At 69.8% G+C, this 24,430-nt stretch carries 19 protein-coding genes and 3 pseudogenes; 13 read left to right on the top strand and 9 right to left on the bottom strand.

The genetic code is table 11. The features are described from left to right. Positions 1-566: 566 nt before the first annotated feature. On the top strand, positions 567-1,349 hold the full coding sequence (locus QC385_RS24815) for a HEAT repeat domain-containing protein (RefSeq protein ID WP_279543563.1): 783 nt from the start codon (positions 567-569) through the stop codon (positions 1,347-1,349). Positions 1,350-1,449: 100 nt separating this feature from the next. On the opposite strand, the gene QC385_RS24810 is transcribed toward QC385_RS24815, so the two are convergent. Continuing rightward, a complete protein-coding gene (locus QC385_RS24810; protein ID WP_279543562.1) occupies positions 1,450-1,974 on the bottom strand; it encodes a copper chaperone PCu(A)C in 525 nt (174 codons plus the stop codon). 243 nt (positions 1,975-2,217) lie between these two features. Next, positions 2,218-2,622: a DUF6336 family protein gene (locus QC385_RS24805; protein WP_279543561.1), complete on the bottom strand. Its 405-nt coding sequence runs from the start codon at positions 2,620-2,622 to the stop codon at positions 2,218-2,220. Between the two features lie 445 nt (positions 2,623-3,067). Between QC385_RS24805 and QC385_RS24800 the strand changes: the two are divergent. Next, positions 3,068-3,249: pseudogene (locus QC385_RS24800) on the top strand (lamin tail domain-containing protein); the annotation flags it as partial. A gap of 256 nt (positions 3,250-3,505) precedes the next feature. Further along, positions 3,506-3,859: a hypothetical protein gene (locus QC385_RS24795; RefSeq protein WP_279543560.1), complete on the top strand. Its 354-nt coding sequence runs from the start codon at positions 3,506-3,508 to the stop codon at positions 3,857-3,859. A 172-nt stretch (positions 3,860-4,031) separates the two neighbouring features. Here QC385_RS24795 and QC385_RS24790 read toward each other — a convergent pair whose 3' ends face one another. Beyond that, complete coding sequence (locus tag QC385_RS24790) at positions 4,032-5,030, bottom strand: YdcF family protein (protein ID WP_279543559.1); 999 nt, start codon at positions 5,028-5,030, stop codon at positions 4,032-4,034. A gap of 979 nt (positions 5,031-6,009) precedes the next feature. On the opposite strand from QC385_RS24790, the gene QC385_RS24785 reads away from it, so the two are divergent. Together QC385_RS24785 and QC385_RS24780 are read left to right on the top strand one after the other, a co-directional pair. Then, a complete protein-coding gene (locus tag QC385_RS24785; RefSeq protein ID WP_279543558.1) occupies positions 6,010-6,471 on the top strand; it encodes a cupin domain-containing protein in 462 nt (153 codons plus the stop codon). Positions 6,472-6,989: 518 nt separating this feature from the next. After that, positions 6,990-8,167 (top strand): annotated as a pseudogene (locus QC385_RS24780) (PP2C family protein-serine/threonine phosphatase). Between the two features lie 1,286 nt (positions 8,168-9,453). On the opposite strand, the gene QC385_RS24775 reads toward QC385_RS24780, so the two are convergent. Beyond that, positions 9,454-10,326, bottom strand: a complete 873-nt coding sequence (locus QC385_RS24775; protein ID WP_279543556.1) for an alpha/beta fold hydrolase — start codon at positions 10,324-10,326, stop codon at positions 9,454-9,456. Between the two features lie 537 nt (positions 10,327-10,863). Between QC385_RS24775 and QC385_RS24770 the strand changes: the two genes are divergently transcribed. Beyond that, complete coding sequence (locus QC385_RS24770) at positions 10,864-12,126, top strand: TolB family protein (RefSeq protein WP_279543555.1); 1,263 nt, start codon at positions 10,864-10,866, stop codon at positions 12,124-12,126. Positions 12,127-12,135: 9 nt separating this feature from the next. Here QC385_RS24770 and QC385_RS24765 read toward each other — a convergent pair. Beyond that, positions 12,136-13,347 (bottom strand): annotated as a pseudogene (locus QC385_RS24765) (transposase). A gap of 255 nt (positions 13,348-13,602) precedes the next feature. Then, positions 13,603-14,223 (bottom strand): class I SAM-dependent methyltransferase, encoded by a 621-nt coding sequence (locus QC385_RS24760; RefSeq protein WP_279543554.1) that lies wholly within the window; start codon positions 14,221-14,223, stop codon positions 13,603-13,605. Between the two features lie 292 nt (positions 14,224-14,515). On the opposite strand from QC385_RS24760, the gene QC385_RS24755 reads away from it, so the two are divergent. Next, positions 14,516-15,430: a S41 family peptidase gene (locus QC385_RS24755; RefSeq protein WP_279543552.1), complete on the top strand. Its 915-nt coding sequence runs from the start codon at positions 14,516-14,518 to the stop codon at positions 15,428-15,430. Between the two features lie 344 nt (positions 15,431-15,774). Here the strand turns inward: QC385_RS24755 and QC385_RS24750 are convergent, their stop codons facing one another. Next, positions 15,775-16,137, bottom strand: coding sequence for a DUF1330 domain-containing protein (locus tag QC385_RS24750; protein WP_279543551.1), 363 nt, complete (start codon positions 16,135-16,137; stop codon positions 15,775-15,777). A 617-nt stretch (positions 16,138-16,754) separates the two neighbouring features. Here QC385_RS24750 and QC385_RS24745 point away from each other — a divergent pair. Continuing rightward, complete coding sequence (locus QC385_RS24745) at positions 16,755-18,359, top strand: SDR family oxidoreductase (RefSeq protein ID WP_279543549.1); 1,605 nt, start codon at positions 16,755-16,757, stop codon at positions 18,357-18,359. A gap of 4 nt (positions 18,360-18,363) precedes the next feature. Further along, a complete protein-coding gene (locus QC385_RS24740) occupies positions 18,364-18,486 on the top strand; it encodes a hypothetical protein (RefSeq protein ID WP_279543547.1) in 123 nt (40 codons plus the stop codon). Positions 18,487-19,084: 598 nt separating this feature from the next. Here the strand turns inward: QC385_RS24740 and QC385_RS24735 are convergent. Beyond that, positions 19,085-20,083: a MerR family transcriptional regulator gene (locus QC385_RS24735; protein WP_279543545.1), complete on the bottom strand. Its 999-nt coding sequence runs from the start codon at positions 20,081-20,083 to the stop codon at positions 19,085-19,087. A 162-nt stretch (positions 20,084-20,245) separates the two neighbouring features. On the opposite strand from QC385_RS24735, the gene QC385_RS24730 reads away from it, so the two are divergent. The 4 genes from QC385_RS24730 to QC385_RS24715 all read left to right on the top strand — a co-directional run bounded on the left by QC385_RS24730 (position 20,246) and on the right by QC385_RS24715 (position 22,898). Beyond that, positions 20,246-20,854, top strand: coding sequence for an RNA polymerase sigma factor (locus QC385_RS24730; protein WP_279543544.1), 609 nt, complete (start codon positions 20,246-20,248; stop codon positions 20,852-20,854). Positions 20,855-20,960: 106 nt separating this feature from the next. Next, positions 20,961-21,788: a DUF4397 domain-containing protein gene (locus QC385_RS24725; RefSeq protein WP_279543543.1), complete on the top strand. Its 828-nt coding sequence runs from the start codon at positions 20,961-20,963 to the stop codon at positions 21,786-21,788. Next, the gene (locus QC385_RS24720) at positions 21,781-22,431 is read left to right on the top strand and encodes a class F sortase (protein WP_279543542.1); all 651 of its coding nucleotides are present in this window, start codon (positions 21,781-21,783) and stop codon (positions 22,429-22,431) included. The genes QC385_RS24725 and QC385_RS24720 overlap by 8 nt, the downstream gene beginning before the upstream one ends. Next, positions 22,431-22,898 (top strand): hypothetical protein, encoded by a 468-nt coding sequence (locus QC385_RS24715; protein ID WP_279543541.1) that lies wholly within the window; start codon positions 22,431-22,433, stop codon positions 22,896-22,898. The genes QC385_RS24720 and QC385_RS24715 overlap by 1 nt, the downstream gene beginning before the upstream one ends. A 135-nt stretch (positions 22,899-23,033) precedes the next feature. Here QC385_RS24715 and QC385_RS24710 read toward each other — a convergent pair whose 3' ends face one another. Continuing rightward, positions 23,034-24,239 carry a hypothetical protein gene (locus tag QC385_RS24710; RefSeq protein WP_279543540.1) on the bottom strand — a complete coding sequence of 402 codons (1,206 nt, stop codon included), beginning with the start codon at positions 24,237-24,239 and terminating at the stop codon, positions 23,034-23,036. Positions 24,240-24,430: the final 191 nt, after the last annotated feature.

Raw genomic sequence — 24,430 nt, 5'->3', positions numbered from 1 at the left:
CAGCGTCCAAAAGGCGCCGGTGGCGCACCCGCGGAGGGAGAGCCGCCCCGATGCTCGGTGGCCGCTGCATGCCCTCCTGCGGGCACGTGGCGACCATCGTGGACACCCCCCTTTGTCCGCGACCTGACGGCGGCCGGTAGCGAAGTCTGTCTAGGGGAAACGCCCGCTCCTGACGGGCCCGCGCCGCATCGGACAAGGGGTGCGTGGTCGGCCCGACCACGATCGGACAAGGGGTGCGAGGTCGGCCCGACCACGACGGGACAAGGGGTCATGGTCGGGCCGACCAGACTCACCAAGGGGGCCCGCTTCGACCCTTACAGCACCAGTTCGTGTGACTTCGATTGATAGGTGACCCCGTGCCCTCGGGCGTCGATGAGGTCGGCGGGCTGCGAGGATCTGTAGGTGGCCCTCATGAGGATCAAGGGGGCACTGCGCCGTCGCTGACCGGCTGCACGGACAGTCGGGGAACGGCTATGGCAGGACGCACGGAGGCAGGTCCGGGGCACGCGGTGCTTGCGAACGGACACGCACTTGGCCTAGCGCTTGCGTCTCGATACCGTCGTGCGGTGGTCACCGAGCCGGACAACCTGACATGGCGCGAACGCCGGGCGGCTCGCCGTTGGCTCCGTACCTTGCGCCAGCACCGGGACGGCGCCACCAGGCAGCGTGCGTGCTGGCAGCTCGGGCAGACCGGCGTCCCCGGGGCGGCGGAGGCACTCGCCGACGCTGCCGCGCACGATCAGAGCGACTACGTTCGGACCTCCGCGCTGATGGCGCTGGCCCGACTCGACGCCAGGCCGTTCGCCGACGTGTTCAGCCACGCCCTCAACGACTGGAGCAACATGGTGGTGGAGGCCGCGATCAAAGGTCTGATCGCGGTCGGTGACCCGAGCCATGCCGAGGACGTGGCGGTGCACCTCGACCACGAGCTGCACGGCGTGCGGCGCGCAGCATCCGCCGCCCTGCACGAGTGGGGCTGGGCCACCGATGACGTCCGCCGCGCCCGGGTCGCGATCGCCCGCGAGGCGTGGTCCGAGGTCGCGGCGCTGGATGCGGGCGCGGTTGCCGAGGTGGCCAGGCTGCTCGCCAACGACCGGTACTGGTTTACGTATAATTGGGATGAAGAGCGCCAAATGGGGATTCGGGCGCTTGAGCAGCTTATGGAACGGCATGCCGTGCAACTCTCCGATGCCGACCTGCTCGTCGTGGAGGAGTTGGCGTCTCTCGAAGCCCCGGCCGTCAGGGGCAGAGACGAATACGGGCGCCCCCTCTATTACCGGGAGTTCGACCTGACCGGCTTGCGGCGGCTGTGCTCGGTGGAGTTGAAACGCAGGGCGCCTGATGAGTGATGCAGGGCAGCCCCAGGGTGCTATCGGGCCACGACGTCCCGGGACCGCCGATCACCGGCGGTACAACCGGATGAGAAGCCCGGCCTGACCTGCACACTCGTCACGCGCATGGGGGGCATGCCCCGCCCTCCAGCCACTCGCCGACAGCCGGTGTGGGTGGCTCACCGCGTCGGGGAGGGGCCTTAGTCGTAGACGGGATCTGCGACTGGACGTTGCAGGTGATCGATCCTGCGTTCTCGAAGCGCATGGTGAACTTCATGAAGTCGCCGCCCCTGATGAGCCGTCGCACGTCCCGCAGCACCAGATGGGCCTTGCCCTGTTCCAGCTCCACGAGCTGGTTCACCGGAAGATCCACTCCGCCGGGAAGCGGCTTGCTGTCGGAGTCGACGATGTCCACCGAGGCCGCGTTCGGTGTGCTGGCACCTACGAGATTGCCGGCCTGGTCGCTCATGTTGTGGAGCCCCACGTAGGCGGGGACGTCGTCTCCAGGCTGCCACGGCTCGCCCAACGGTACGGCCACGTGCGCGTACCGGATCACGAGGTCGCCGACACGGGCGTTCCGGCCCGGCGCATCCCAGTCCGGCAGGAAGAAGTCCTCATCCCCGCCGCAGCCGCTTGCGGTCAACGCCAGAGCAACGGCGGTCGCCAGGAGGGTGCACCGGCCGCGGTGCGCAGCGTCAAAATCGGACACTCCGAGCAGGGACGACGGCCCGACCGGAGGTGGGCACGGCGCCGCTGGTCTCGCTCGGACGTGAAGTGGGTCATTTCGGGTGGGGCGTCTAAGCTGCGCCGCAGGGACGCATGGGGCCGCCCAGCCGGTCCGGAGCTCGGCCACGTCGCCGAAGCGCCCGCGCCGGGCGCGCGTGGCTCAGTTGCCGTACAGCCAGCTGCCGTACTCGGCGCCGTCCACGAGGAAGTGCAGGCCGAAGGCGCCGGGGAACAGCACCAGGGCCAGCACCCCGATCCGCAGCAGGACCGGGGCCGCGACGGTCACGGGTCCGGCCTGGCCCCTGACGGTGCGCCAGTCGCGACAGCGCCGGATGTCTCCCCCGCAGGTCCACCAGAAAAAGAGCCCGAGGAGGATCCCCACCACGGCCACGAAGACGGCGAACAATCCGACGACGCCGAGGAACGTCCTACGGTCGTGGTGGTCGCCGACGAACAGGGAGGCCACCCCGAGCAGGGGCACGGCGGCCAGCCCGTACAGGGCCCCATGCGCGGCTACTTCCCGGATCCGGAGCAGGGGTCGGATGATCGCGTCCTCGGTGCGCATACGCGGCACCGTAACCCAGCCGTGCCGCCGGGATCACACCGCCTCTGGCCACCCCCGGATCGGCCTTCGAACCGGGCGCAGCCCGACGATGACGGGCCCGGACTGGCAGGGGCGTTCCGGGCTTCGATCTGCCGTGACCGGTACTTCGCGTCCCACTACTCGCCGTGCCCCAGGAGCATCGGGTAGAGGCAGGCGGCGCCGGCGGCCAGGCCTCTACCGCCGCAGGCAACGTGCCTCTACGTCCTTCGAACGGGTGAAGGTCTCTGTCTGTGCGCAACCACCGGACCCGGGTGCGTGTCCTGCACAGGCGACACCACCCGCTCGACCATGGGGAACCCGCTCTTGCGCAAGAACCTCGTCACAGCTGCCGCTGTTGCGGCCGGCGCGCTGACCAGCCCTGTCCTTTATTCCCGCACACGCCGCCGATTACAGCTCGGTGTTGAACGGCCACGACACCGACTCCGACACCCACAACGTCGTCTACCGCGACAACTGCAACTCCTGTGGAACAACGACAAGGACACCATCCACCCGTACAAGCCCTCAGGCAGCCGCGACGACGTCCACACCTACACCAAGCACAACGATGACCCCGACCGCAACGGATACATCAACTTCCACGGCTAAAGCCACCCCGCCCCAGGCCCGGCCCCGCTGCGCAACCCGCCTCAGCCCAAGGCTGGTGCGCTGAGGCGAAGGCGCCAGCACTGCGATCCCAGCGCATCCGTGCCCAACGCACCACCGCCCCGCCGGTCGGCGAACACACCGAACGCCCGCGCAGCTTCACCCTCTCGCTCGCGCGCATCGGGCCTTGAACGACCGCTGCCCGCCACACAGAAGAGAGCTGCTGTGGTCACGGGCACTCGAAGGGACAACGAGCTCCGTGAGCGAGAAAAAGGGACGTCCGCACCGCAACGGCCGCACAGGAAGGACAAGTCAGAGAAAGGCCGGCCGATCCAAGCGCGCTTCGGGCAAGCTCGTGCGCCTGTACCGCCGCTACCACGCGTGGCGTGCCCCGTTCCCGCTGTGGGCGCGGATCGCGTGCGACATCCTGTTCTGGGCCATCACCGCCGCAGCGGCCTACATCGCAATCGGCAGCCTGTGCGGAGCCATCCTCATCGCAGCTCCCCTCCTCGGGTTCCTCGGACTCGCATCGCGCAAGGAGCACGACGACGGCATCGACTGGAGCGACCACCGCATGGGAGGACAGCCCAAGAACCCCGGCCCCAAAATCTAGTGCTGTCCTTGTCCTCATCAACCTGGGCGCCGACCTCGACGAGCTAGCCGCGCGCACCCCGCGCAGCGGGCTGCGTGCACCGGTCGGGCAGCCCGGCCAGCCCTCTCCCTCCTCAACCGCGCCATGTACGGCGCCGTTGTCAGGACCTCTTACGAGGTGTGCGGCCGGCGCTTCAGTGCTCGAAGACCGCCGTCGCCACCGGCACTGCCAGCAGCAGGCTGAGCCCGACCAGAGGGAGGCGGTCCAGCCACAGGATGGCGGCGAATTCGCGCAGTGTCGCGGCCAGCCAGTAGGCGGGGGAGGTCGGCGCGCCCACGACGTGCACGGGCACGCCGACGCGGCGGGCCAGCAGGGTCGTGCGGTAGACGTGGAAGCCGCTGGTGACCACCGTGGCACGGTGGCCGGGAGTGGTGCCGTCCACGAGGGCCGCGCTGAAGCGGAGGTTCTGCCCGGTGTTGACGGAGCGGTCTTCCCGCACGATCCGGTCGGCGGGCACTCCGCGTCCGCGCAGATAGTCGGCCATCGCGTCCGCCTCGGAGCGGACCTCGTCGTTACCTTGGCCGCCCGAGACGACGAACACCACACGAGGCGTGTCCGGTGCGCGGGCGGCGTCGATCGCGAGGGCGCGCTCCAGCCTGCCGGTCAGCAGCGGGCCGGGCCGGTCGCCGTTGAGCCCGGCGCCCAGGACGACGACATGGGTGGTTTCCGGCAGGGGGGTGCTACGGCCCCGGACGTACACGTAGCCGGCGAAGACGATGAAGAGCAGAGTGAGGTATCCCGCGGCCGCGTTCACCGCGACCACGAGGGCACCGAACGCCTCGCCGCCGACCGCGTGGAAGACCGCGTCGAGGCCGAGCACCGCCAGCACCGCGCAGCCGGCGGCCCCGGTCGCCAGCAGGGCTGCCTGCGGTCCGTAGCGCCGGACCAGGAGGACGCCGTCGGCCAGCAGCAGCAAGCCCAGCGCGAGCGCCAGGAGCAGGGCGGCGACGGCGAGGACGGTGGCGATGGTCGGGTGGGCTGCTGCACTGCGACCGGCCACGCCGAGTCCGGCAGAGGTCACCGCGAGGCAGAACAGGACGGCGGTGGAGAACCGGTGCGGTGCCAGCAGGGCGTTGACGACGCCGCCCGCGGCGAACACGACCGCTGCGAGGTACTCCGGGTACTCCGGCATGTGCCGCACCGCTCCGCTCTCCCGCCCGCCGGGCCGCTGCCCGTACCCGCCCGCCTCTCGCCGCCCGCGGGTTCCCGGACCCGGTACGGACGGCTGCCGGCCATCCTCCCAGACCTGCTGTGGTGCGCCGAACGCGGGCGAGCGGTGGTGCGTTCGGCGGGACCGGCATGTCGTGCCGGTGGTGCTGCCCGGCGGCCGCGCAGGAAGCACACGGCCGGGGGGGGCGTCAGGAGTCGCCGCGCAGGACGCGACAGGAGGCCTCGACCATGGGGATGGGTGGGGTCGAAGGCCGTGTAGGCGATTCCCAGGCGCGCGCCGAGGGGTTCCGGCGCGGCCCCGTCGTCGCAGTAGTAGTCGTCGGTGGCCCACTCCGCCAGGGCGCACTTCGCCGCGACGAGCAGCCGGTCGGGGTCGTCGCTGCCGGGTGGACCAGCATCATCAGTCCACGAGGCGGTCGTTGACGTGTGCGCCGGGTTCTGGATCGTCGCGGACCGGTGGCGGCGGTAGCAGCCACGTGACCGACGTGGACGTGGGCGGTGGGGACCGGCTGGCACTGGCGGTGGTGCAGTACCGGATGGCCACCACTGAACAGATGCACCTGGTGATCGCGCCGGGGTGCGGATCGAGCAGACGAGGCGCCGGCTGGCCAAGCTGCGCACCGAAGGACTGGTCGGCCGGGTCGCCCTGCCGCGGGCCGGGCGGACCCGGGTCTGGTTTCCCACCCGGTACGGGGTGCGGGTCGCCGGTGAGCGGCCGGAGATGCGAGGGCGGCGGCCGCCGAAGACAGTGGCCGATCCGACCGCCGTGCGGCTGCGGATCGGCCGTGGGCTGACGGTGACCGAGGCAGCGGCCCTCTACTGCCCGAAAGCCCGTCGGCAGTCCGCTGTACAAGACGCAGCGTTGCAAGGTGAACCATCACGCTGTTCCAGGCGTCCACAGGAGGGAAACGCAACTCTGCCTATCCATCAAGGAGTTCATCATGTTGGATCGTCGCTCTCTTCTGCGGACCAGTGGCGTGGCGGCAGCTGGCGCGGTCGGCGCCGCCGCTTTGGCCTCGACTGCTGAGGCCTCTTCCACACCGTCCCGTGGCCATCACTTGCTTGATCCCGACCCGACCGCCGGCGTAACGCGCACCTTGCTCCAGGAGAACCCGTCGCCCGCCGAGGGCTGGAAGACCGTGCAGACCCTCGTCGAGATACCTCGGCGTAAGGAATCGGGCCGCCACAGCCACCCGGGAGTGGAGGTCGGATACATCGTCCGCGGCGACGTACTGATGGAGTTCGACGACGGGACCACCCTGCGGCTTCGCACCGGCGACCCCTTCTTTATCCCCACTGAAACCATCCACAATGCCCGCAATATCGGGAAAGTAACAACGATGATGCTGTCCACATACGTCGTCGACGAGACCAAGCCGCTGGTGACCACGCACACCCATTGAATCTCTTTCAACTGCATAGTCGCAGGTCAAGAGAGTGTGGGCGGTTTGGGCGGTATGGCTGATCCGTCGGGTTGAGCAGCGGGTTCTGCGCAGGCCCCTCAGGACTTCAGCCGGGCGAAGGCGCGTTCACTGCGCCTCGCTTGCGCCTTCGGAGTCTTCACCGTGTCAGTGGTGCATGGCGTCGGCCATGGAGAAGTGGGGCCCGGGTGTGCGGTACGTCAGCACGCGCTCCTGACGAGCACCGAGGCCAACGTCTGACCGCCCATGAGCGACTGTTTTCAGGCCCAAGATCAAAGATGGGCTGTTGACGTATCCGTGTCGTTGTCTGGGTCATGTTCGTTCTCGGTTCCGCGAGAGCATGACGTGACCGTCTTCGATTACCGCGAGTGTCCACTGGTTGACGCTCTCCGCGGCGGTTCTCATGCTGGTAGGAGGGGCTGGTGGAAGGGACCGCAGTCGTGCGTGGTGGGCAGAGTGGTCTTCCCCGCGTGCTGACGGCAGCCGAGACGGCGGCGCCGGTGGACGCTGTCGACGTGGTTGCGGAGGACCTGCGGCGGCGTTTCAAGGCCACGAAGGTCTCCTTCCTCATCGTGGACCTGACGGGCAAGGCGGTGGCGCGGCTGTCCACCGCCCCTTCGGAGGGTGGCCGGGAGGCTGAGCGGATCCCCATGTTCGGCAGCGTCTACGAGGAAGTGATCCGTACCCAGCGGCTGTACCAGGAGGCGACCGGGCACGGGCATCGGGTGATCGTGCCGGTCACCAACCGGGGGGATGCGATCGGGCTGCTGGAGCTGCTCCTTCCGGCCGACCCCGGCGCGGACGTCCTCGATGCGGTCGGGGAGGCCGCCCACCTCCTGGCCTACATCGTGATCGCCAACGGGCGCTTCACCGACCTCTACACCTGGGGCAAACGCTCCAGACCCCCCCCACCCTGGCGGCAGAAATCCAGTACCAGCTACTGCCCCCGTCACTGTCGTGCGAGGCCGCACAGTTCACCCTGAGCGGGAACCTGGAGCCCTACGAAGACCTCAGCGGCGACACCTTTGACTACACCCTGGACCACGACACCCTGCACGTGTCGGTGACCGACCCCATGGGCCACGACATCGACGCCGCTCTGGCCGCCACCCTCCTGGTCAGCGCCCTGCGCGGCGCCCGCCGCGCAGGAGCCGGCCTGGCCGAGCAGGCCCACCGGGCCGACCAGGCACTGATCGAACACAGCCACGGTCACGCCACCGGACAGCTCCTGCGCATCCATCTCCACACCGGACAGGCCCAGCTCGTCAACGCCGGCCACCCCTGGCCACTGCGCATGCGTGACGGGACTATGGAGGTGATCACCTGCAAGGTGGACCATCCCTTCGGACTGTCCGAGTTCACACTCCGCCCCTACCGTGTTCAGGACCTCGATCTGCGCCCCGGCGACCGTTTGCTCATGGTCACCGACGGCATGCTCGAACGCCACGGGGAGACGGTCGACCTACCCGTCCTCCTCGAACACACCCGCCACCTGCACCCGCGGGAAACCGTGCTGGCGCTGACGTCCGCAGTCCGGGACGCCGCCGACGGCCGGCTCGCGGACGACGCCACCGCCATGTGCCTGGACTGGCACGGCCCCCAGGAGACCCAGCGGCACGTCAGCTCCGGCGCAGACACCGGGCAGGCCTCAGCTGCCCGCACCAAGCAGCAGCCATGACCAGGGCGCTCCCCATGAGCGGCGGCACGGAACGCGGGGCCGGTGACGTAGTCCATCGCGCCGCTCACCGCGACGATCACGCAGCCGCCCGTTCTGTCGAGCCCGTGAGCTCAACGACTCGGGTGTCCACGGCCGTGGACGCTGTCTGCGGCAGCGACCGGCCGACGGACAGGCGTGCCTCCAGCGCGGGCGAGTAGCTGTCGAGTGGCTGGTGAGAATGCGACGGTGTGCCTGGGGAGGCCAGCACCGTCCCCTTCAAGGATCCAGTCGCACAGGCGGTCCAAGGGCGGTCACCCGGCCGGTCCGGGGTTAAGAAACAGCCTCTGAAGGACCTTGCCTCAGGCGGCTAGGCTCCCGCGACATGAGCAGCCACCAGCCCTCCGTGTCGGACCGCTTCATCGGCGAGTTCCGGGAACTTCGGCACGGTCGGCCTGACGGACCTTCGCTCCTTGCCGCCGCACGCGACGAAGGAGATCAGGACGAACAAGCCCTCGCCCGACCGCGCGAAAGGGTGGTTCTTTCCGCCCCCGGGCCAGCGTTCATGACGTCCTCAGCCCTGACATGAGCTGATCGGCGCGTTGTCCTTGCTCACCGACGGCCAGTGGTTCTGGTATTCCGACCTCGCCTACTACGTCGAGCGCTTCCACCTCACCGCTGACCAGCCGTTCGTCCAGCACGCCTGAAGCCGGAACTGGACTCCGCCCCAGCTAACTCATGACGACCTCGTCAGGATCGCAAAGGTCGTGTTCGAAGACGAAGGCGCTTGACTCAGCGCTCGACCTGCCTGTGCATGGCCTTGCCCAGGTCGAACCAGACTCCAGCGCACGCGGCGGAGAGCGGTTCACGCTCCTCTTGGTCCTCACCGAGCCCCTTGCGCTCCCCCACACCGACGAGAGATGGGGCCACGATGTGCCGCTGCGGGATCCATCCCCGGCACTTCCGTTACGCGGCCACCACGAGGCTTCCCAGTACCCGCGTCCCACCACTCGCCGCCGCCAGGAGCATCAGGTGGAGGCAGGTGGCGCCGGCGGCCGGGCCTCCACCGCCGCAGCCAACGTACGTCGACGTCATTCGAACGGGTGAAGGGAGCCGGCCTCGATCTCGCGCCGCGCGCTGCCCTGGGCGGAGACGTAAAGCGGTTCACAGCGATGCGCGGCGGACGCGGCGAGGGCGGTGCAGGAAGGCGCCAATGCCAGTACGCCCGGGCGGGCGGCCACAGCAGCAGCTCACCGCCGCCACCGGGGGTTCCGCCCTGCGGATAGCTGGTGGACCGACATCCACCGGCCCTATGCGTGATGCCGCCCGGTGAAGAATTCGGCGAGGGAGGAGGCGAGCGCTTCCGGGGCCTCTTCGGCGACGTGGTGTCCGGAGTCGATGCCGTGGCCGCGTACGTCCGAAACCCATGACCGCCAGATCTTCACTGGATCCCCGTACAGGTCCTCGAGGTCGTCTCGCAGTGACCAGAGGATCAGTGCCGGGCACTGGATCCGTGCCCCGGCGGCGCGGTCGTCCTCCTCGTGCCGGCGGTCGATGGTGAGACCCGCCCGGTAGTCCTCCAGCATCGCCCGCACCACGTCGGGATTTCGCGTGGCCGCACGCCACTCGTCGTAGTTGTCCTGCCCCATAGCCCGGGGGTCGCCTCGGTACCAGCTGTCCGGGTCGGCGTTGATGACGCGCTCGGGGATGTCCGGCTGGGCGAAGAAGAACCAGTGCCACCACTGTGTAGCGAACTCGGTCGTGATGCGGGACAGGTGCTCGGTGAGAGGCAGACAGTCCATCAGCGCCACCCGCGAGACCGCCTCTGGGTGATCGAGGGCGAGACGCAGCGCGACATAGCCTCCGCGATCGTGTCCGGCAAGCGCGAACCGGCCATGTCCGAGAGAACGCACCACCTCCACCACGTCGCCGGCGACGGCCCGCTTGGAGTGTCCCGCGTGATCTGCGGTAGGTGCCGGTCCTGTGGACCGCCCGTACCCGCGAAGATCGGGACAGATGACGGTGAAACCCCGCTGGACGAGAAGCGGGGCGACGCGATGCCAGGTGGCAGAGGTGCGGGGGTGGCCATGCAGCAGCACTACCGGCGGCCCTTCCCCGCCATGGCGAACAAAGATCGATCCCTCATCGACCTCAACCCGCTGTGTTTCAAAACCCTCGAACAAGTCCCGAACCTCCCGCCCTCTCACACCGCCCGTGCCGCCGATAGGCCTACACCGACGAGCGCTCAACCGGCCCAGCCTGCCTCCTGCCCCCACGTTCGCCGTAGATTCAAAGGGATCCGAGACTGTCTCCAAGGCCTCACCGCCATGACGACAACCGATCCTGACTCGCTGGCCGAACGCCTCACCGCCCTGGCGACACCATTGACCGCAACGCAGCGCCGCCGCTGCACCACTGGCCGCATACGGCCCCTCGAATCCACCCGTCACTGCATGGCCGACTGCGCGGCTTCTCAGTCCTGGTGCCGTCTGCCAGGACTGAGCAAGCGTACGGACCGCTGATCTCGCCGCCTGGTTGTACCGCATTCATCGGATTGTCCAGAGGCGGCAGTTGGAGTTTTATCAGAGGTGCGCCGCCTGGCGCCGCGACGTCCGGTGACCGCCCGGTCGACGCTGACGGCCGCCGCCGACGCCTGGCACGCGGGGCATGCCGAGCCCGGGCGGCGTCCACGTCCGCACCAGTCGAGGGGGAACACATCCATGCGAAGCAGACTCGGAGCCACAGCCGTGGCCGTCACCACCTGCGTGTGCGCGGCGGCGCTGCTGGCGCCGACGGGAGCACAGGCGGCACCGCACGACCCGCACCGCCAGCACCACGGGAAGAAGCCGGGCGCCCGGCACACCGTCCGCCTCAGCCAGGGCGCCGACGGCGCCTCGGACGCCCCGTCGCTCAGCGCCGACGGCCGCTACGCGGTCTTCACGTCATCGGCCTCCAACCTGGTCCCCGATGACACGAACGGCGCCCCGGACGTCTTCCTGCGGGACCTGAGGACCGGCCGCACCCAGCGTGTCAGTACCGACGCCGCCGGAGGCCAGTCCGGGCTCGGCGGCACCGAGGGAGCCATCAGCGCGAACGGACGGTACGTGGTCTTCGTGTCGGCCTCGACCGACCTGATTCCGGGCGAAGTCCACGACAAGCAGTCGGTCTACTGGCGCGACCTGCGGACCGGGGAAGTGAGGTACGTCGGCAACGACCTCGGCAATTACCTGACGCGGGCGCTGCACGCGTCCGTCAGCACCGACGGTCGGTATGTCGCGTTCGCGGTGAGCGAGACGGTCCCCCGACCGGGCGCGTCGGTCGCCGTACGCGACATGCGCACCGGGGAGCTGACGAAGCACCCGTTCGCCCTGCACCGGGCCACCAGGCCGCTGCTCAACGACGACGGCAGCGTCATGGTGTACACGAACAGCAGCTACTGGCCGTACGACAATCCGGCCTCCGACGTCAAGGTGGCCGACCCACTCACCGGGACCCACAGGTCGCTGCACACCACGCCCGACGGCGCCCGTGGCAACGGCAGGGCGTCCCAGGCCGGCCTCAGCGGCAACGGCCGCTACGCCTCCTTCACCTCGACGTCCACCGACCTCGGCCCCGAGGACACCAACGGCGACGGTACCAACGTCTTCGTCCGCGAACTGCGCACCGACGCCCTGCGCATCGTCGAGGCGCCCGACCCCGCCCTGTCGACCGCCGACGGGGCGCTGAGCCGCGACGGCCGGCACCTGCTCTTCCGGGCGTTCGCGGGCACGTCGGACCCGGGCACCTGGTACCTGCGCGACCTGCGCAACGGCCGCACCAGGGTGGCGATCACCGACGCGACCGGCACCCCGGTCCAGGCCGACACCGGGGACCGGCCGCTCGACGCCCGGGCCCGGACTGTGGCCTTCTCCTCCACGGCAGACAACCTGGCGCCGGGCCCACGCAGCCCGAAAGCGGACGCCTATGTGCGACGGCTGCGCTGAGCCTGTCGTTTAACCTCCGAGCAGACTTGGCCGTTGCAGGGCGATGAGTGTCTTCTCGCGCCGGACGGTATTGCCGACGTCGTAGCAAGGCGCCCGGTATCTGTTTCTCGTGCCGCGTGGCCGTCCGGGGCCGGGCCGGTGGGGTTTCGGTGCTCTCGCAGGACAGGGCAGGTGCTGGCGGAGGTTCCGAAACGTCCGGCGGACTCGGCTCGGGGTGAGACGGCCGGGTGTGGTCGGCTGAAGGTGTGCTCCAGGTCGAATCTGCGGAGGAACGTCTGCCAGGCCCGGTCGACGTCAGCGTCGCCGGCGCCGGTTTCGACGACCACAGCCATACCGCCGGCGCCTCGCGGCATTTCGACAAATGCGCGACCTCCAGCCGGATCAACGCCCCCTCCACCAGCGGGAGTCCGCCTTCGTGGTCGAGCCATGCGGCCCAGTGGGTCAGCCGCGGGTGGACGCCGTCCCATGCCTGAGTGACGGCCATGCCGTAGTTCGTCGCGGTGCGGGTGATGACCGCCGGTCCGGGCCAGATCTCCGGCTTGGCGAAGCGGAACTCTGGGCCGTGCTTGGGTGGCCGACCCCCCTCGGGGTCCTAAACCCGGGGCGGCTTCGAGAGCCGCATCACGCGGTCGCTGCCGATGCGTCCGATCAGCCCGACGGGCAGATCCCGCAGGACTCAGGCCAGGCGGGTGACGTCTTAACCGGCGTCGGCGACGATGACGATGTCCGGCTCGCCGGGCCGCCACTGGCCCGCCGCGATGAGTCGTTCGACGAGATCGCGGAGCCGGGTGGCGGTGACTGCGGTGGCGTCGTCGGCGGGCCCGAGGCGGACGGCGTCCAGGATCTGCGTCCAGAATGTGGAGCCCATCACCAGCGCGGCGACGAACGAGTACGGCCAGCCGGGAATGACCTGGGAGGCGGGCTTGGCACGGCCATAGACGTGGCAGAACAACCGGTCCGGCGAACACGGCGCGTCCGACCGCAGCCACGGCGAGACGTCCACCGCCAACACAAGGCGTCCGTCCGGGAACCGGGGCAGTGGCAGGGAGGCCAGCACCTGCCGCAGCCAGTCGGCTTCGATCCGGCCCTGGTTGAGACCGTCGTACATCTCGCCATGCCCACGCCGTGCTCGGGCACCTACGTCAGCTCCACCGCCGAGTGCACCGCACCCGGAGCACACAACACCGCGTCCGCCGGCTCGAACAGCTCATCGCCCCGCATGGTCAGACACGCGTACAACTCGTCCCGCTAGCGCGGCGCTTCCGCGAACGACTCCTCTGGAACAGCTTCGGGCAGCAGACTCACTCTCACGGCCTTCGTCGGGGTCACGTGCACCTTGGTCGGAGCACATGATCAGACGAAGGTCGCTTCCACGTCCGACGAATACCCAGGTGGGCGGTCAAGTTCGAGCCGCTTTTCGAAACCCTCGTATCCGCGGACGCAGTCAGCGGGTCCGGCTCGGTCACTCCGGTGCTGTTAAGGGCGGCGCGCCCAGAACAGGGCATGCCCGCCATCGCCTTCGGGGACGAACTCCTCCCGCTCAACCGTCAGACCTGCCTGCTCGATCCACTTACGGTTGGTGGCAGCATCCGCATGGCTCCACCACATCGGAGCACCGCCCCCGAGCCAGTCTTCCTCGGTCCCGGTCCACTCGCCGTGTCCCGTGGTGGCCACGAAGCAGCCTCCCGGTCGCAGCCATCGGGAGATCTTTCGCAGCAGGGGCGGTTGCTCAGCCTGCGGAATGTGGATCAGGGCGAAGAGGGAGACAACGGCGTCGAAGGAAGCGTCATCGAAGCACGCTGCCGTGGCATCGCCATGAATGAAATCTGCTTGGGGAACCCGCTCCCGGGCACGTCGGACCTGCACCTCACTGATGTCGATTCCGGTGACCCGGTAGCCGGCGGCAGCCAGAGTACGCGCGACCGGCTTCCCGCTTCCGCAGCCCACGTCCAGCACCATCCCGCCGTCCGGGACCCGGCGGCAGAGCTCACCGAGCCATGACTGGTACTTCGTCTCAGCGCCGTACACCTCGTCGTAACGCAGGGAAACCGCATCGTACCCACGCCGGACCATGTCCTTGGGATCTGTGATGTCCACGCGCGAGACGCTAATCCGTAGTCGCAGGGCACCGCGAACGAATTCCCAGCACGCCCGCCGACCCGCGAACGACCGGAAATTAAAGAACAAGCTCAGAGCCTGCTTCTGAACCGGAGTCGGCCGCTCACTGATCATCAGGAGTTAGGGTCACCAATAGATCAACTGGTTTGGCCGACTGGGAGGGCACGTGGTTCGGGGGCGTTTGCCGCGCTTAAGGGCTGCTGGGTTGGTGTGCGTTCTCGCTGTTGGGGCCGGGTGCTCGGGAGGGGAAGCATCGCCCCCTGGCGCGGCAATGTCTGACGAGGCTCGGTCCTACCTGTCCACCGCGTTGACCGTCATGGAGGACAAGGCACTTCGCCGCGACGATGTCGAATGGGATGAGGTACGGCGAACAGCCTTCACCGAAGCCGGCAACGCGCAGCGTCCCGTCGATACCTATGAGGCCATCCAGGCAGCCCTGGGCAGACTGGGAGACGGGCACAGCGAATTCTTCGACCCGAAGAAGGCGAAGGAGCTGTCCGGGGACGAGCAGGTCCGCCAGCCTGTGGAAGGGCGGGCGTTGCCCGGCCGCGTGGGGTATCTGTCGCTCCCCGGAGTGCGGGGATCTGAGAAGGTCTTGCAGCAGTACGTGCGGGAAGGACGAGATGCCGTGGCGAAGGCCAATCGTCCGAACGCCTGCGGCTGGGTGATCGACCTGCGCCGCAACCGCGGTGGCAACATGTGGCCGATGCTCGCCGTCGTGGGACCGATCCTCGGTGACGGCGACGTCGGATCATTCGTCGATGCGGACGGCAAGAAGACGGTGTGGTCCGTCGAGAAGGGCAGCCCTCGTCTGGACGGTGACTCCACCGGCTGGGGAACAAGTCCTCCAGTAGGCGGCGGATCAGCCCCTGTTGCGGTGCTCACCAGCCGTTCCACTGCCAGTTGCGGGGAGGCGGTGACAGTGGCCTTCCGCGGACGGCCCGATACGCGCTCCTTCGGCGAGGACACCACAGGCCTCCCCACCGGCAACGCACGGCATCGACTGTCCGATGGGGCGATCCTCAACCTGACAGAGGTGATGGATGCCGACCGCACGGGGCGTGCATACGACAGCCCCATTCCTCCTGACCAGCCAGTCGTCGACAACCTCGGGCGCGGGAGAGGCAAGGATCCCGTCTTGGACGCGGCAACGGAATGGTTGTCCGAGCAGCCCGGCTGCGCGTAGTCGGATCCGGTGTCAGGCGGCCGCTGCCACCACACAGTCGTGCATGGTGTCGCGTCGTTCGGCTGTCGGTACGCCGGATCTGCAGGTGCTCAGGCAGAAGGCCCGGGCATCGGTGGGCATGCATTGGGGTCAACGCCGCGGCTGCCTCGAGCTCCAGCAACCGCGCCACCAGTGCCGGCCTGAACCCCTTCAACCCCGCTGTGACCTCATCCCATGCGTCCGGCTCCCCCACCCCGCTCCCTTCCGCCTACGTACAACCGACACCGACCACCGTGCCCCCGCGCAGCCCTCGGAAGGATCAGAAGTGCGGAAGTATCTCGGCACTCGAGGAGGCGGCTGCAGGACTAGGTGGTCGACTGGCCCGCTCGGCCGACTTCTGTTCGCAACTTGCGAGCTCGCTCGGCCGGGTCGTAGTTCGGCCCGACGCCCTCGATCAGCAGCAAGTCGCCCTCGATGTGGTCGGTGCGCAACCTCAGGATGGCCCGGTAGGCGGGAGAGTCGTACCAGGCACGGGCTTCGGCAAGGCTGGGGAACTCGATCAGCACCATGCTGCCGGGCCACGTACCCTCGACGACTTCGGCCGGCGGGCCGTGGATGACGAAGCGGCCTGCGAAGGGGTCGAGGGTCGCCTGGATGCGCTCCAGATACTCGATGATGTCGGAGTGATTCCGGTGGCTGCGGAGATGAGCGAAGCCGTAAGCGGACACCACGAGGCTCCTTCGTTCCGGGGTGTTAGCGATGACCAGAACGTAGTTGAGGATGGTTGGAGGGTGCGATTACCCCAGAGGTAATCGCACCGCCACATCGAGGGCACATGCCAAGGCCACTGCCTCACCGTTCGCCTCACGGAATATGTGCCAGGTCCGAGAACAACCAACAGTGCCTGTAGGCGAGTTTGGGAGGCGTCCGCGGTGAGCCGGACGCTGCGGCTCACCGTCGACGACGTGATCCACGACGGCGAGACGGTGCTACTACGGCTCGGAGAGCCCGCCTCACCTGTCCTCGCACCAGTCACCGCACTGCTTTCCGCCGCACCTCACCGAGCCGGTCTTCACCGAGGAGGAGTTCGACATGAAGAGGGACTCGGCCTTCGACAGGGCGGTGGTAGTCCTGCGGAACTACGGTGGTACCACGGCCTCCTCCAAGACGCCCGGCACGCCGGCCTCACCCTCGCGGAGATCCACCGGGCGGGGCTCGGGGGCGTAGCTTCGCTCCCCCGGTGTCGTGCATCCGCCGGGGCGGCCGAGGGGGAAGTCTTCGTGCCGGGGTCGGCCGCGATCCGGCGGCACGACGACGACGGCGGCGGACGACGGGAGGCACGACCATGGCGGCGGACGGACAGCCGACCGGGCAGCAGCTGCACTGCCTGGTCACCGGGGCGTCCGGGTACATCGGCGGGCGCCTGGTGCCGGAGCTGCTGGAGGCCGGTCATCGCGTCCGGTGCCTCGCCCGCTCCCCCGGCAAACTCCGCGATCACCCCTGGGCGGCGGAGGCAGATACCGTCCGGGGGGACGTCACGGATCCGGAGTCGGTCGCCGCCGCGATGCGCGGGATCGATGTCGCCTACTACCTGGTGCACGCCCTCGGAAGCGGCTCCCGGTTCGAGGACACCGACCGCGCCGCCGCGCGGATCTTCGCCGAACAGGCGCGTGCCGCCGGCGTACGGCGGATCGTCTACCTCGGCGGGCTCACACCACGCGGCGTCCCGGAGGAGTCGCTCTCCCCGCATCTGCGTTCCCGGGCCGAGGTGGGAGAGATCTTCCTCGACTCCCCCGTGCCCGCCACCGTGCTGCGGGCCGCCGTCGTGATCGGCTCGGGGTCGGCGTCCTTCGAGATGCTGCGCTACCTCACCGAACGCCTGCCCGTCATGGTCACGCCCAGCTGGGTGCACACCCGCACCCAGCCGATCGGGGTCCGGGACGTGCTGCGCTACCTCGTCGGGTCGGCCACCATGCCGGACGACGTCGACCGGGGGTTCGACATCGGCGGGCCGGACGTCCTCACCTACCGGGACATGATGAACCGGTACGCCTCCGTCGCCGGGCTGCCCCGGCGGTTCATCGTGCCGGTCCCGGTCCTCACTCCCCGGCTGTCCAGCCACTGGGTGGGCCTCGTCACCCCGGTCCCGGCCTCCCTCGCCCGGCCGCTCACCGAGTCGCTGCGGCACGAGGTCGTCTGCCACGAGCACGACATCGCCCAGTACGTGCCGGACGCTCCGGGCCGGCCGCTGCCCTTCGACGAGGCCCTGTCCCTGGCGCTGCGCAGGGTGCGGGAGGCTCAGGTCTCCACGCGCTGGTCCTCCGCCTCGGTGCCCGGAGCCCCCAGCGACCCGCTGCCCACGGACCCGGACTGGGCCGGCGGCAGCCTCTACGAGGACGAGCGGCACAGGCCGGTCGACGCGTCGCGGGAGGCACTGTGGAAGGTCGTCGAGGGCATCGGGGGCGAGAACGGCTGGTACTCCTCTCCACTGGCATGGGCGGTCCGGGGCTGGCTGGACCGGTTCGCCGGTGGGGTCGGACTGCGCCGGGGACGGCGTGACACCGAGCGCCTTAGGGTCGGCGACTCGCTGGACTTCTGGCGGGTCGAAGAAATCGAGCCGGGTCATCTGCTGCGGCTGCGCGCCGAGATGCGGCTCCCCGGCCTCGCCTGGCTGGAGATGTACGCCGAAACCGACGACGAGGGCCGCACCCGGTACCGGCAGCGCGCCCTGTTCCATCCGCGCGGCCTGCTGGGGCACGCCTACTGGTGGAGCGTCGCCCCGTTCCACGCCGTCGTGTTCGGCGGCATGGCGCGCAACATCGCCGTGGCGGCGGCTGGCCGCACCAGCGGACGCCGGAGCGCCTCGCGTGCCACCCGCGTCCGACGGGCCCGCGCCGGGCGAAGGAAGAGGCAGCATCCCCCGTCCGCTGCCTCACCGCACCTGGAGTGACGCCATGACCGTCTCGGTCGTCCTGCTCACCTCGGACGCGCGTCTGTACGACCACCCGTCTCTGCACGCCGCGCTGGCGCGGCCGACGAGGGCCCCCTGTTCGTCAGCGACCCCGCCGTCCGTGTGACCGGCTCCGACGTGCCCGACCGCGATGCCAGCACTTGCGGGCACGTCGCACACCGTCTGCGCCGTCGCGCGCAGCACACGCCCCGCCGGGTGAGCGCGCCAGCCGGGCGTGCACCAGCCGTTCGTATGCACCGGACCGCATCATGCGGCAGCGTGACGGGGCCGCATCGACAGTGAGCGCGCCGTCGCCGGGGGCCGTGTACCGCAGCAAGGGCCAGGGGGGCGGTGACCGCTTCGTCGTAGTCGCCGCCGTCCTCGTCCCAGGAGCATCAGGTCCGCTCCGCCGGACGCGCGGGACCGTCCGGCCACTCCGCCACGGTCACGGTCGCGGCGTCGGTCTCGATCAGCCCATGCCCGAGACTCGAGCCTGAGGCCGATGGCGCCGCCTGCGACGACCACCCCGCCCAGAGCGGCGGCAGGCCCTTGGATCACCGGGTCCCACCCCGCTCGCCGGTGGCACCGGTCCCAGGCCGCGCGCCCCCGATCATCTCCGCACCCCGTTCCCGGCCCGTTGGGCCGACGGCACCGCTCCGTCCCTCACCGCCCGGCCATCGGCCGTGTCCGGATGCAGCCGATCAGAGCTTGTGCACGCAAGCCGATCAGGGCTTGTGCGACACGACCGACTCCAGCAGCGTGACGGCCTCGGCCAGCCCGGCCGGGCGGGGCAGGCCGGCCGACGTCCGGCCTGCCCAGCCGGGGCCGATCGTCAGGACGACCGGTTTGCGGCGGGCCCCGCGCACTCCCCACTCCATCGCGGCGACGTGCTGCGCCAGCGGCCGGCTGGCGGTGGTACGGGACTGCGCCCACAGCCCGACCGCGGCCGGCCCGGTCCGGCGTACGGCCGTGACGAGCGACTCCACGGGCAGGGCACCGCCGAACATCCGCACCGGCAGGCCACGTTCGGCCAGCGCGGCGGCCAGCACCTCCAGCGGCAGCGTGTGATTCTCTCCCGGCACGCAGGCGAGCACCGTGGTGGCGCCCGGGCGGTCGGCGACCGCGGTGGGGGTGCTGCGTCGCAGCGCGCCGGAGACGTGCCAGGACAGGAAGTGCTCGACCTCGACGTACTTCTCGCCCGAGCTCTCCCACTTGCGGCCGACCGCCTGGAGCGTCGGCATGATCACCTCGGTCCAGGCGGTGACCAGACCGTGCTCGTCGATCACGGCTTCGAGCAGCTCGTCCAGCACGGCGGCGTCGAGGCGCAGGGCCGCACGGGCGATGCCCTTGCATTCCTGACGCACATCCCCCAGGCGCAGCCCGCTGCCCGCACGGCTGCGAGCCCGCACGGCCGGGCGCGGTGCCGCGCCGGCGGCCGGCCGGGCCGGGACCGCTTCGGGCGGGGCATCGCCGCGCACCATGCGCGCCGCCTCGGCGGGCGCTATGCCGGTCGCCGTCAGGGCGCACATCCGCTCCAGCCGTGCCATGTCCCCGGCCGTCCAGCGCCGGTGCCGGCCGCCGGTGTGCGCGTCGGGACCGAGGCCGTAGCGGCGGTCCCAGGTGCGGACCGTGGTGGGTGCCACTCCCAGCCGCCGGGCCACCTCGCCGGTGGTCAGGCCGGCGCCCGTCGGCATCCCCTCGTCATCCCGCTCGTGTATGCCCATATCCCCCACTTTACGACGCACAATCGACGCATGTTGCTGTGCGTCGTTTGAGCGTCGAACGCTGGTTCTTGAGCGCATGGTCGCCGCCCCGAACAGCGCGACCGGTGTGGTCCGGCAGATCGTCTTCCGTCCCGCACGGCGCCCGGCAGGAGGAACCAGGCCATGATCACCAACACACGATCCACGACCCTCGCCCCGCCCGTGGAGGAGACGCGCTATGAGGAGGAACTGGCCCGTGGCCTCGTCGCCGCCGACGAGGAGGCGTTCGCCGCGATCTACCGGCGCTGGGGCTCACTCGTCCACACCATGGCCACCCGGCTGCTCGGTGATGCCCACGAGGCGGAGGACGTGACCCAGCAGGTCTTTCTCGGCGCCTGGCACGGGCGGGCCGGTTTCCGCCCGGAACGGGGACCGCTCGGCGCCTGGCTGGTCGGCATCACCCGACGCAAGACCGTCGACGCGCTGGCGGCCAGGACGAGACGTCTGACGCTCATCGACTCGGCCGCCCACGACTCCGACGCCGGCGCTGAGCAGGGCGAGACGGCACCGGAGCGCGTCCTGGACCGGGTGCTGCTCATCGACGCCCTGTCCCGGCTGCCGCAGCAGCAGCGCGAAGTGCTCTGCATGGCCTTCTACGAGGACCTGACCCAGGCGCAGATCGCGGAACGCACCGGCATACCCCTGGGGACCGTCAAGAGCCACGCCCGTCGGGGGCTGCACCGGTTGCGCCTGGTGATCGAACAGTCCGCCGCTCCCGGCACGGGCACGTGACCGCGCCGAAGAAGCACCGCCGGCCGCGCATCCGCGGTGGGCCCCACACCTGAAACGGGACTGAGACTCCGCACCGTACGGAGACTCCTTTTGAAGGGAAGATCCCATGAGCTCGCGAATCCACCTCGCCGTCGCAGCCTCGGCCGGCGCCTGCGCCCTGGCCCTCGGCATGGCAGCACCCGCCATGGCCCAGGAGCAGGACAAGACCATGGTGTCCGTCTTCCACGGCATCCCCGGGATGACCGTGGACGTGTACGCCAACGGCGATGAACTGCTCAGCGACTTCAAGCCCGGCACGGTGACGGACCCGCAGTCCCTGGACGCCGGTACCTACGACATCCAGATCTTCGAAGCGGGCAAGGGACCCGAGGGCGCTCCCGCCCTGGAGAAGAAGGTCGAGGTGCCCGAGGGCGCGAACGCCACGGTCGCCGCCCACCTCTCCGCCGACGGCAAGCCCCAGCTGACGGCCTTCGTCAACGACGTCTCGCAGGTCGGCGCCGGCAAGGCGCGTCTGACGGTCCGCCATGTCGCGGCCGCACCCGCCGTCGACGTCCGGGCCGGCGGACAGCCCGTCTTCAGCAACCTCACCAACCCGAAGGAGGACACCGCCGAGGTCGACGCGGGCACGGTCAACGCAGACGTGGTGCTCGCCGGTACGGACACCGTGGCCATAGGCCCGGCCGACCTGAGCCTCGAGGAAGGCACCAGCAACGTCGTCTACGCATGGGGCAGCGCCGGCGACAAGAACCTGGCCCTGAAGACCCAGTCCTTCAGCGGCATGGCATCGGCTCCCAAGGGCGTCGACGCGGGCGGCAGCGGTGCCGCCGTCACCACGAACTCCTCCGACACGTGGCCGGCCTGGGCCGCCGCGGCCGGAGTGGTCACGGTGACGGGCGTCCTGACGGCCCGCAGGGTCGCCGGCCGGCGTGGCTGACAGCGCGCGACGGCTGACCGGACCGACCGTGGCGGCTGCCGCTCTGGCAGCCGTCCTCGGTTTTCCGGAGGGACCGTCGCACCCGGCCGCGCCCCCGCCCGCCGTCGTGGCCGCGACCTCTGGACGTACGGACGGGGCGGCCGCGAAGTCGGGCCCCGGCACGGCGCAGGATCCGTCGCCCCGGCGCGTCCTGGTGCGCGACGTCGGCCTCGACGCCCGGGTCGGCCCGGTGGGCGTGACGAACCGGGGAGACATGACCGTGCCCGACGAGCCTTCCGCGGCCGGCTGGTACCGCTATGGCCCTGCACCGGGCAGTGAGCGGGGGTCGGCCGTGCTCGTCGGACACGTCGACAGCGACACCGGTGAGATCGGTGAATTCGCCGCGCTGTACGACGTACAGCGCGGGGATCGCATCGAGGTGCGGCGGGCGGGGGCGGAACCGGTGTACTACCGCGTCGTCTCGCGCGTCACCGTACCCAAGGACGAGTTGCCCTCCTCGGTGTTCCGCCGGTCCGGTGCGCCCGTCCTGACGCTCATCACCTGCGCGCCGCCGTTCGTCCCCGAACGGGGCGGCTATCTGTCCAACCTCGTCGTCACGGCAGAGCCCGCCGAGTCGCGGGGACCGGGGAACGGGAGGGCGTAGTGGACCACGTAGAGCCCGCGCACCTGGTGGAACTGGCACTGCGGAACACCCCGCCGACCGACGACGACGCCGAGGCCCTGCGGCATATCGAGCGGTGCGACCGCTGCCGCGACGAACTGCGGATGATGACCCGCGTGGTGACCGCCGCCCGCAGCGCGGAGCTGGAGGACATGCCGGCCGCGCCTCCGGAGCTGGTCTGGCAGCGCATCACACAGGGCCTGTCACGCCAGCCCGCCCCGCCCCGGCCGCCCCCGAAGGCCCTCGGCCGCAGCGCAAAACGGAAGCTTCTCGCGGTACTCGCCCTCGCCGTACTCGCCCTCGCCGTACTCGCCGGCGGCGTCGCCCGCCACACGTTGAGGCGGAGATGTCTGATGCAGAGCCGGCCGACTGCGAAAACTCCTTCGCGGCGTCGGTGCCGTCACCCGGGCTTGCCCCCTGCCGGGCAGGGCCAAGCATCCGGCAGATGAGCCCGTCGAAGGGGCGCTGCCAGGAGAGGACAGCGGGAGTCGTGTCTGCGAAGAGGCTGGTCCGGTGCCGGCCAGCGGCTCGCGCTATGGAGCGTGTGGAGCAGTCGGTGGCCGACCGTGCCACCCGCCTTCCACTCACACTTGCCTCACCAGGAGTTCCAACTCGCTGACGTGGAATTCGCCGTAGCCCAGTTGCTCGCCCAACGTGCGGTAGCGGGCGTACTGCTGCTCGGTGAGCGGCAGGGCGAGAACCTGCAGGAGCCTGAGGAGCAGCCGGTACCCGAGGTCGGGGTCCACCCGGGTCACAACCTGCTCCATCGCCTCCGCTGCGGCCGGGCCCGGGATTTCGTGCCAGCCAGGGCTGACGGCCCGATCCACCAGCAACGGCGTCACGTCGTGGATCTCTTGGAGCACCGGACCAGTGAAGTCAGCCCGGAGAGGCGGCATGACCTGTGCGTAGGACGGGGCGACTTCCCGCAGGCGTTCGCGACATACCTCCGTGATCGTCTCGAGCCAGGACCGTGCGTCGATTCCTGCCCGGTCGATGCTGAAACCCCGGTCCGACGCGGCCAGCCACAGGGTGGTGATCGTGTCGGGGGACAGCGGTGACTCCAGCAAGCGGACCGTGTCCTGGAGCAGCAGGGCCGCCGCTGAGCCCGGAGTCTGGGCGGTGTCGTCGTTGGCCGCGGCTTGCCGGACCGTCTCCGTGGCCGTGTGGTCGTGCCAGTGGCCCGTGAACCACGAGGTGAGTTCGGAGAAGCCGAAGTCTCCTGTGGCGTCCCGTCGGGTGGTGTCGATCTGCGGCCACCGCACGTTGAGCCCGTCGTAGACCAGCGGTCCGGGGTACCTGAGTCTGGTGTCGAGCACCATGAGGCGGTCGTACTGGTCCTTGGCCACCGGAACCCGGTACGTCTTCAATACGCGTAGCCAGAGGCGGAATCCGAGTTCGCCGTCGCTTTCCCTGACGATCCTTTCCAGTGCTTCGGGTACGTGTTCAGGAAGTGGGGCGTCGGCGCCGGAGTCAGCCATCGCATGCGTCAGCTCACGCGCGGAGGTGTGAATCTCCCGGATTACGGATTCGCACAGCTCTTCCTCGTCGATGGTCGACGAGGATTCCGGCCGATAGCTGTGGGCCTTACCTCCGGGGTGGGCCGGGTACAGAGTCGCGAGTTGGCGGAGCCACCCACGGATGGTCATTCCCCAGTCGGCTGGATCGAAGCGATGACGGGTGGCCGCCAGCCATGCCGTGCGTATCACCTCCTCGGACAGCGTGGAGTCCAGCAGGCTAAGCAGGTCGACACCGAGTTCGACGGCGCCTTCGCCCTCGCAGTCGTCAGCCACCGCCGCGGCGAGGCCCCGTGCCCCTGCTTCATCGACCCTCTCGGCTGAGGTGCTGAGCCTTTCTGCGAGCGCGCTCAGGCCGAAGTCTCCCTCGTAGAGTCCGCTGGGGCGCCTACGAAGCCTTGCCACGTCGTGTTCCTTGTCTCTCAGTGTGTTCCCGCGGTGGGCCCGTCCTGGGACGGGCCCACCGC

The organism is Streptomyces sp. DH10 (genome assembly GCF_029813805.1).
GTDB lineage: Bacteria > Actinomycetota > Actinomycetes > Streptomycetales > Streptomycetaceae > Streptomyces > Streptomyces coeruleofuscus.
Note: the sequence above shows the minus strand (reverse complement) of the source record. Positions and strands in the feature narration are given on the sequence as shown.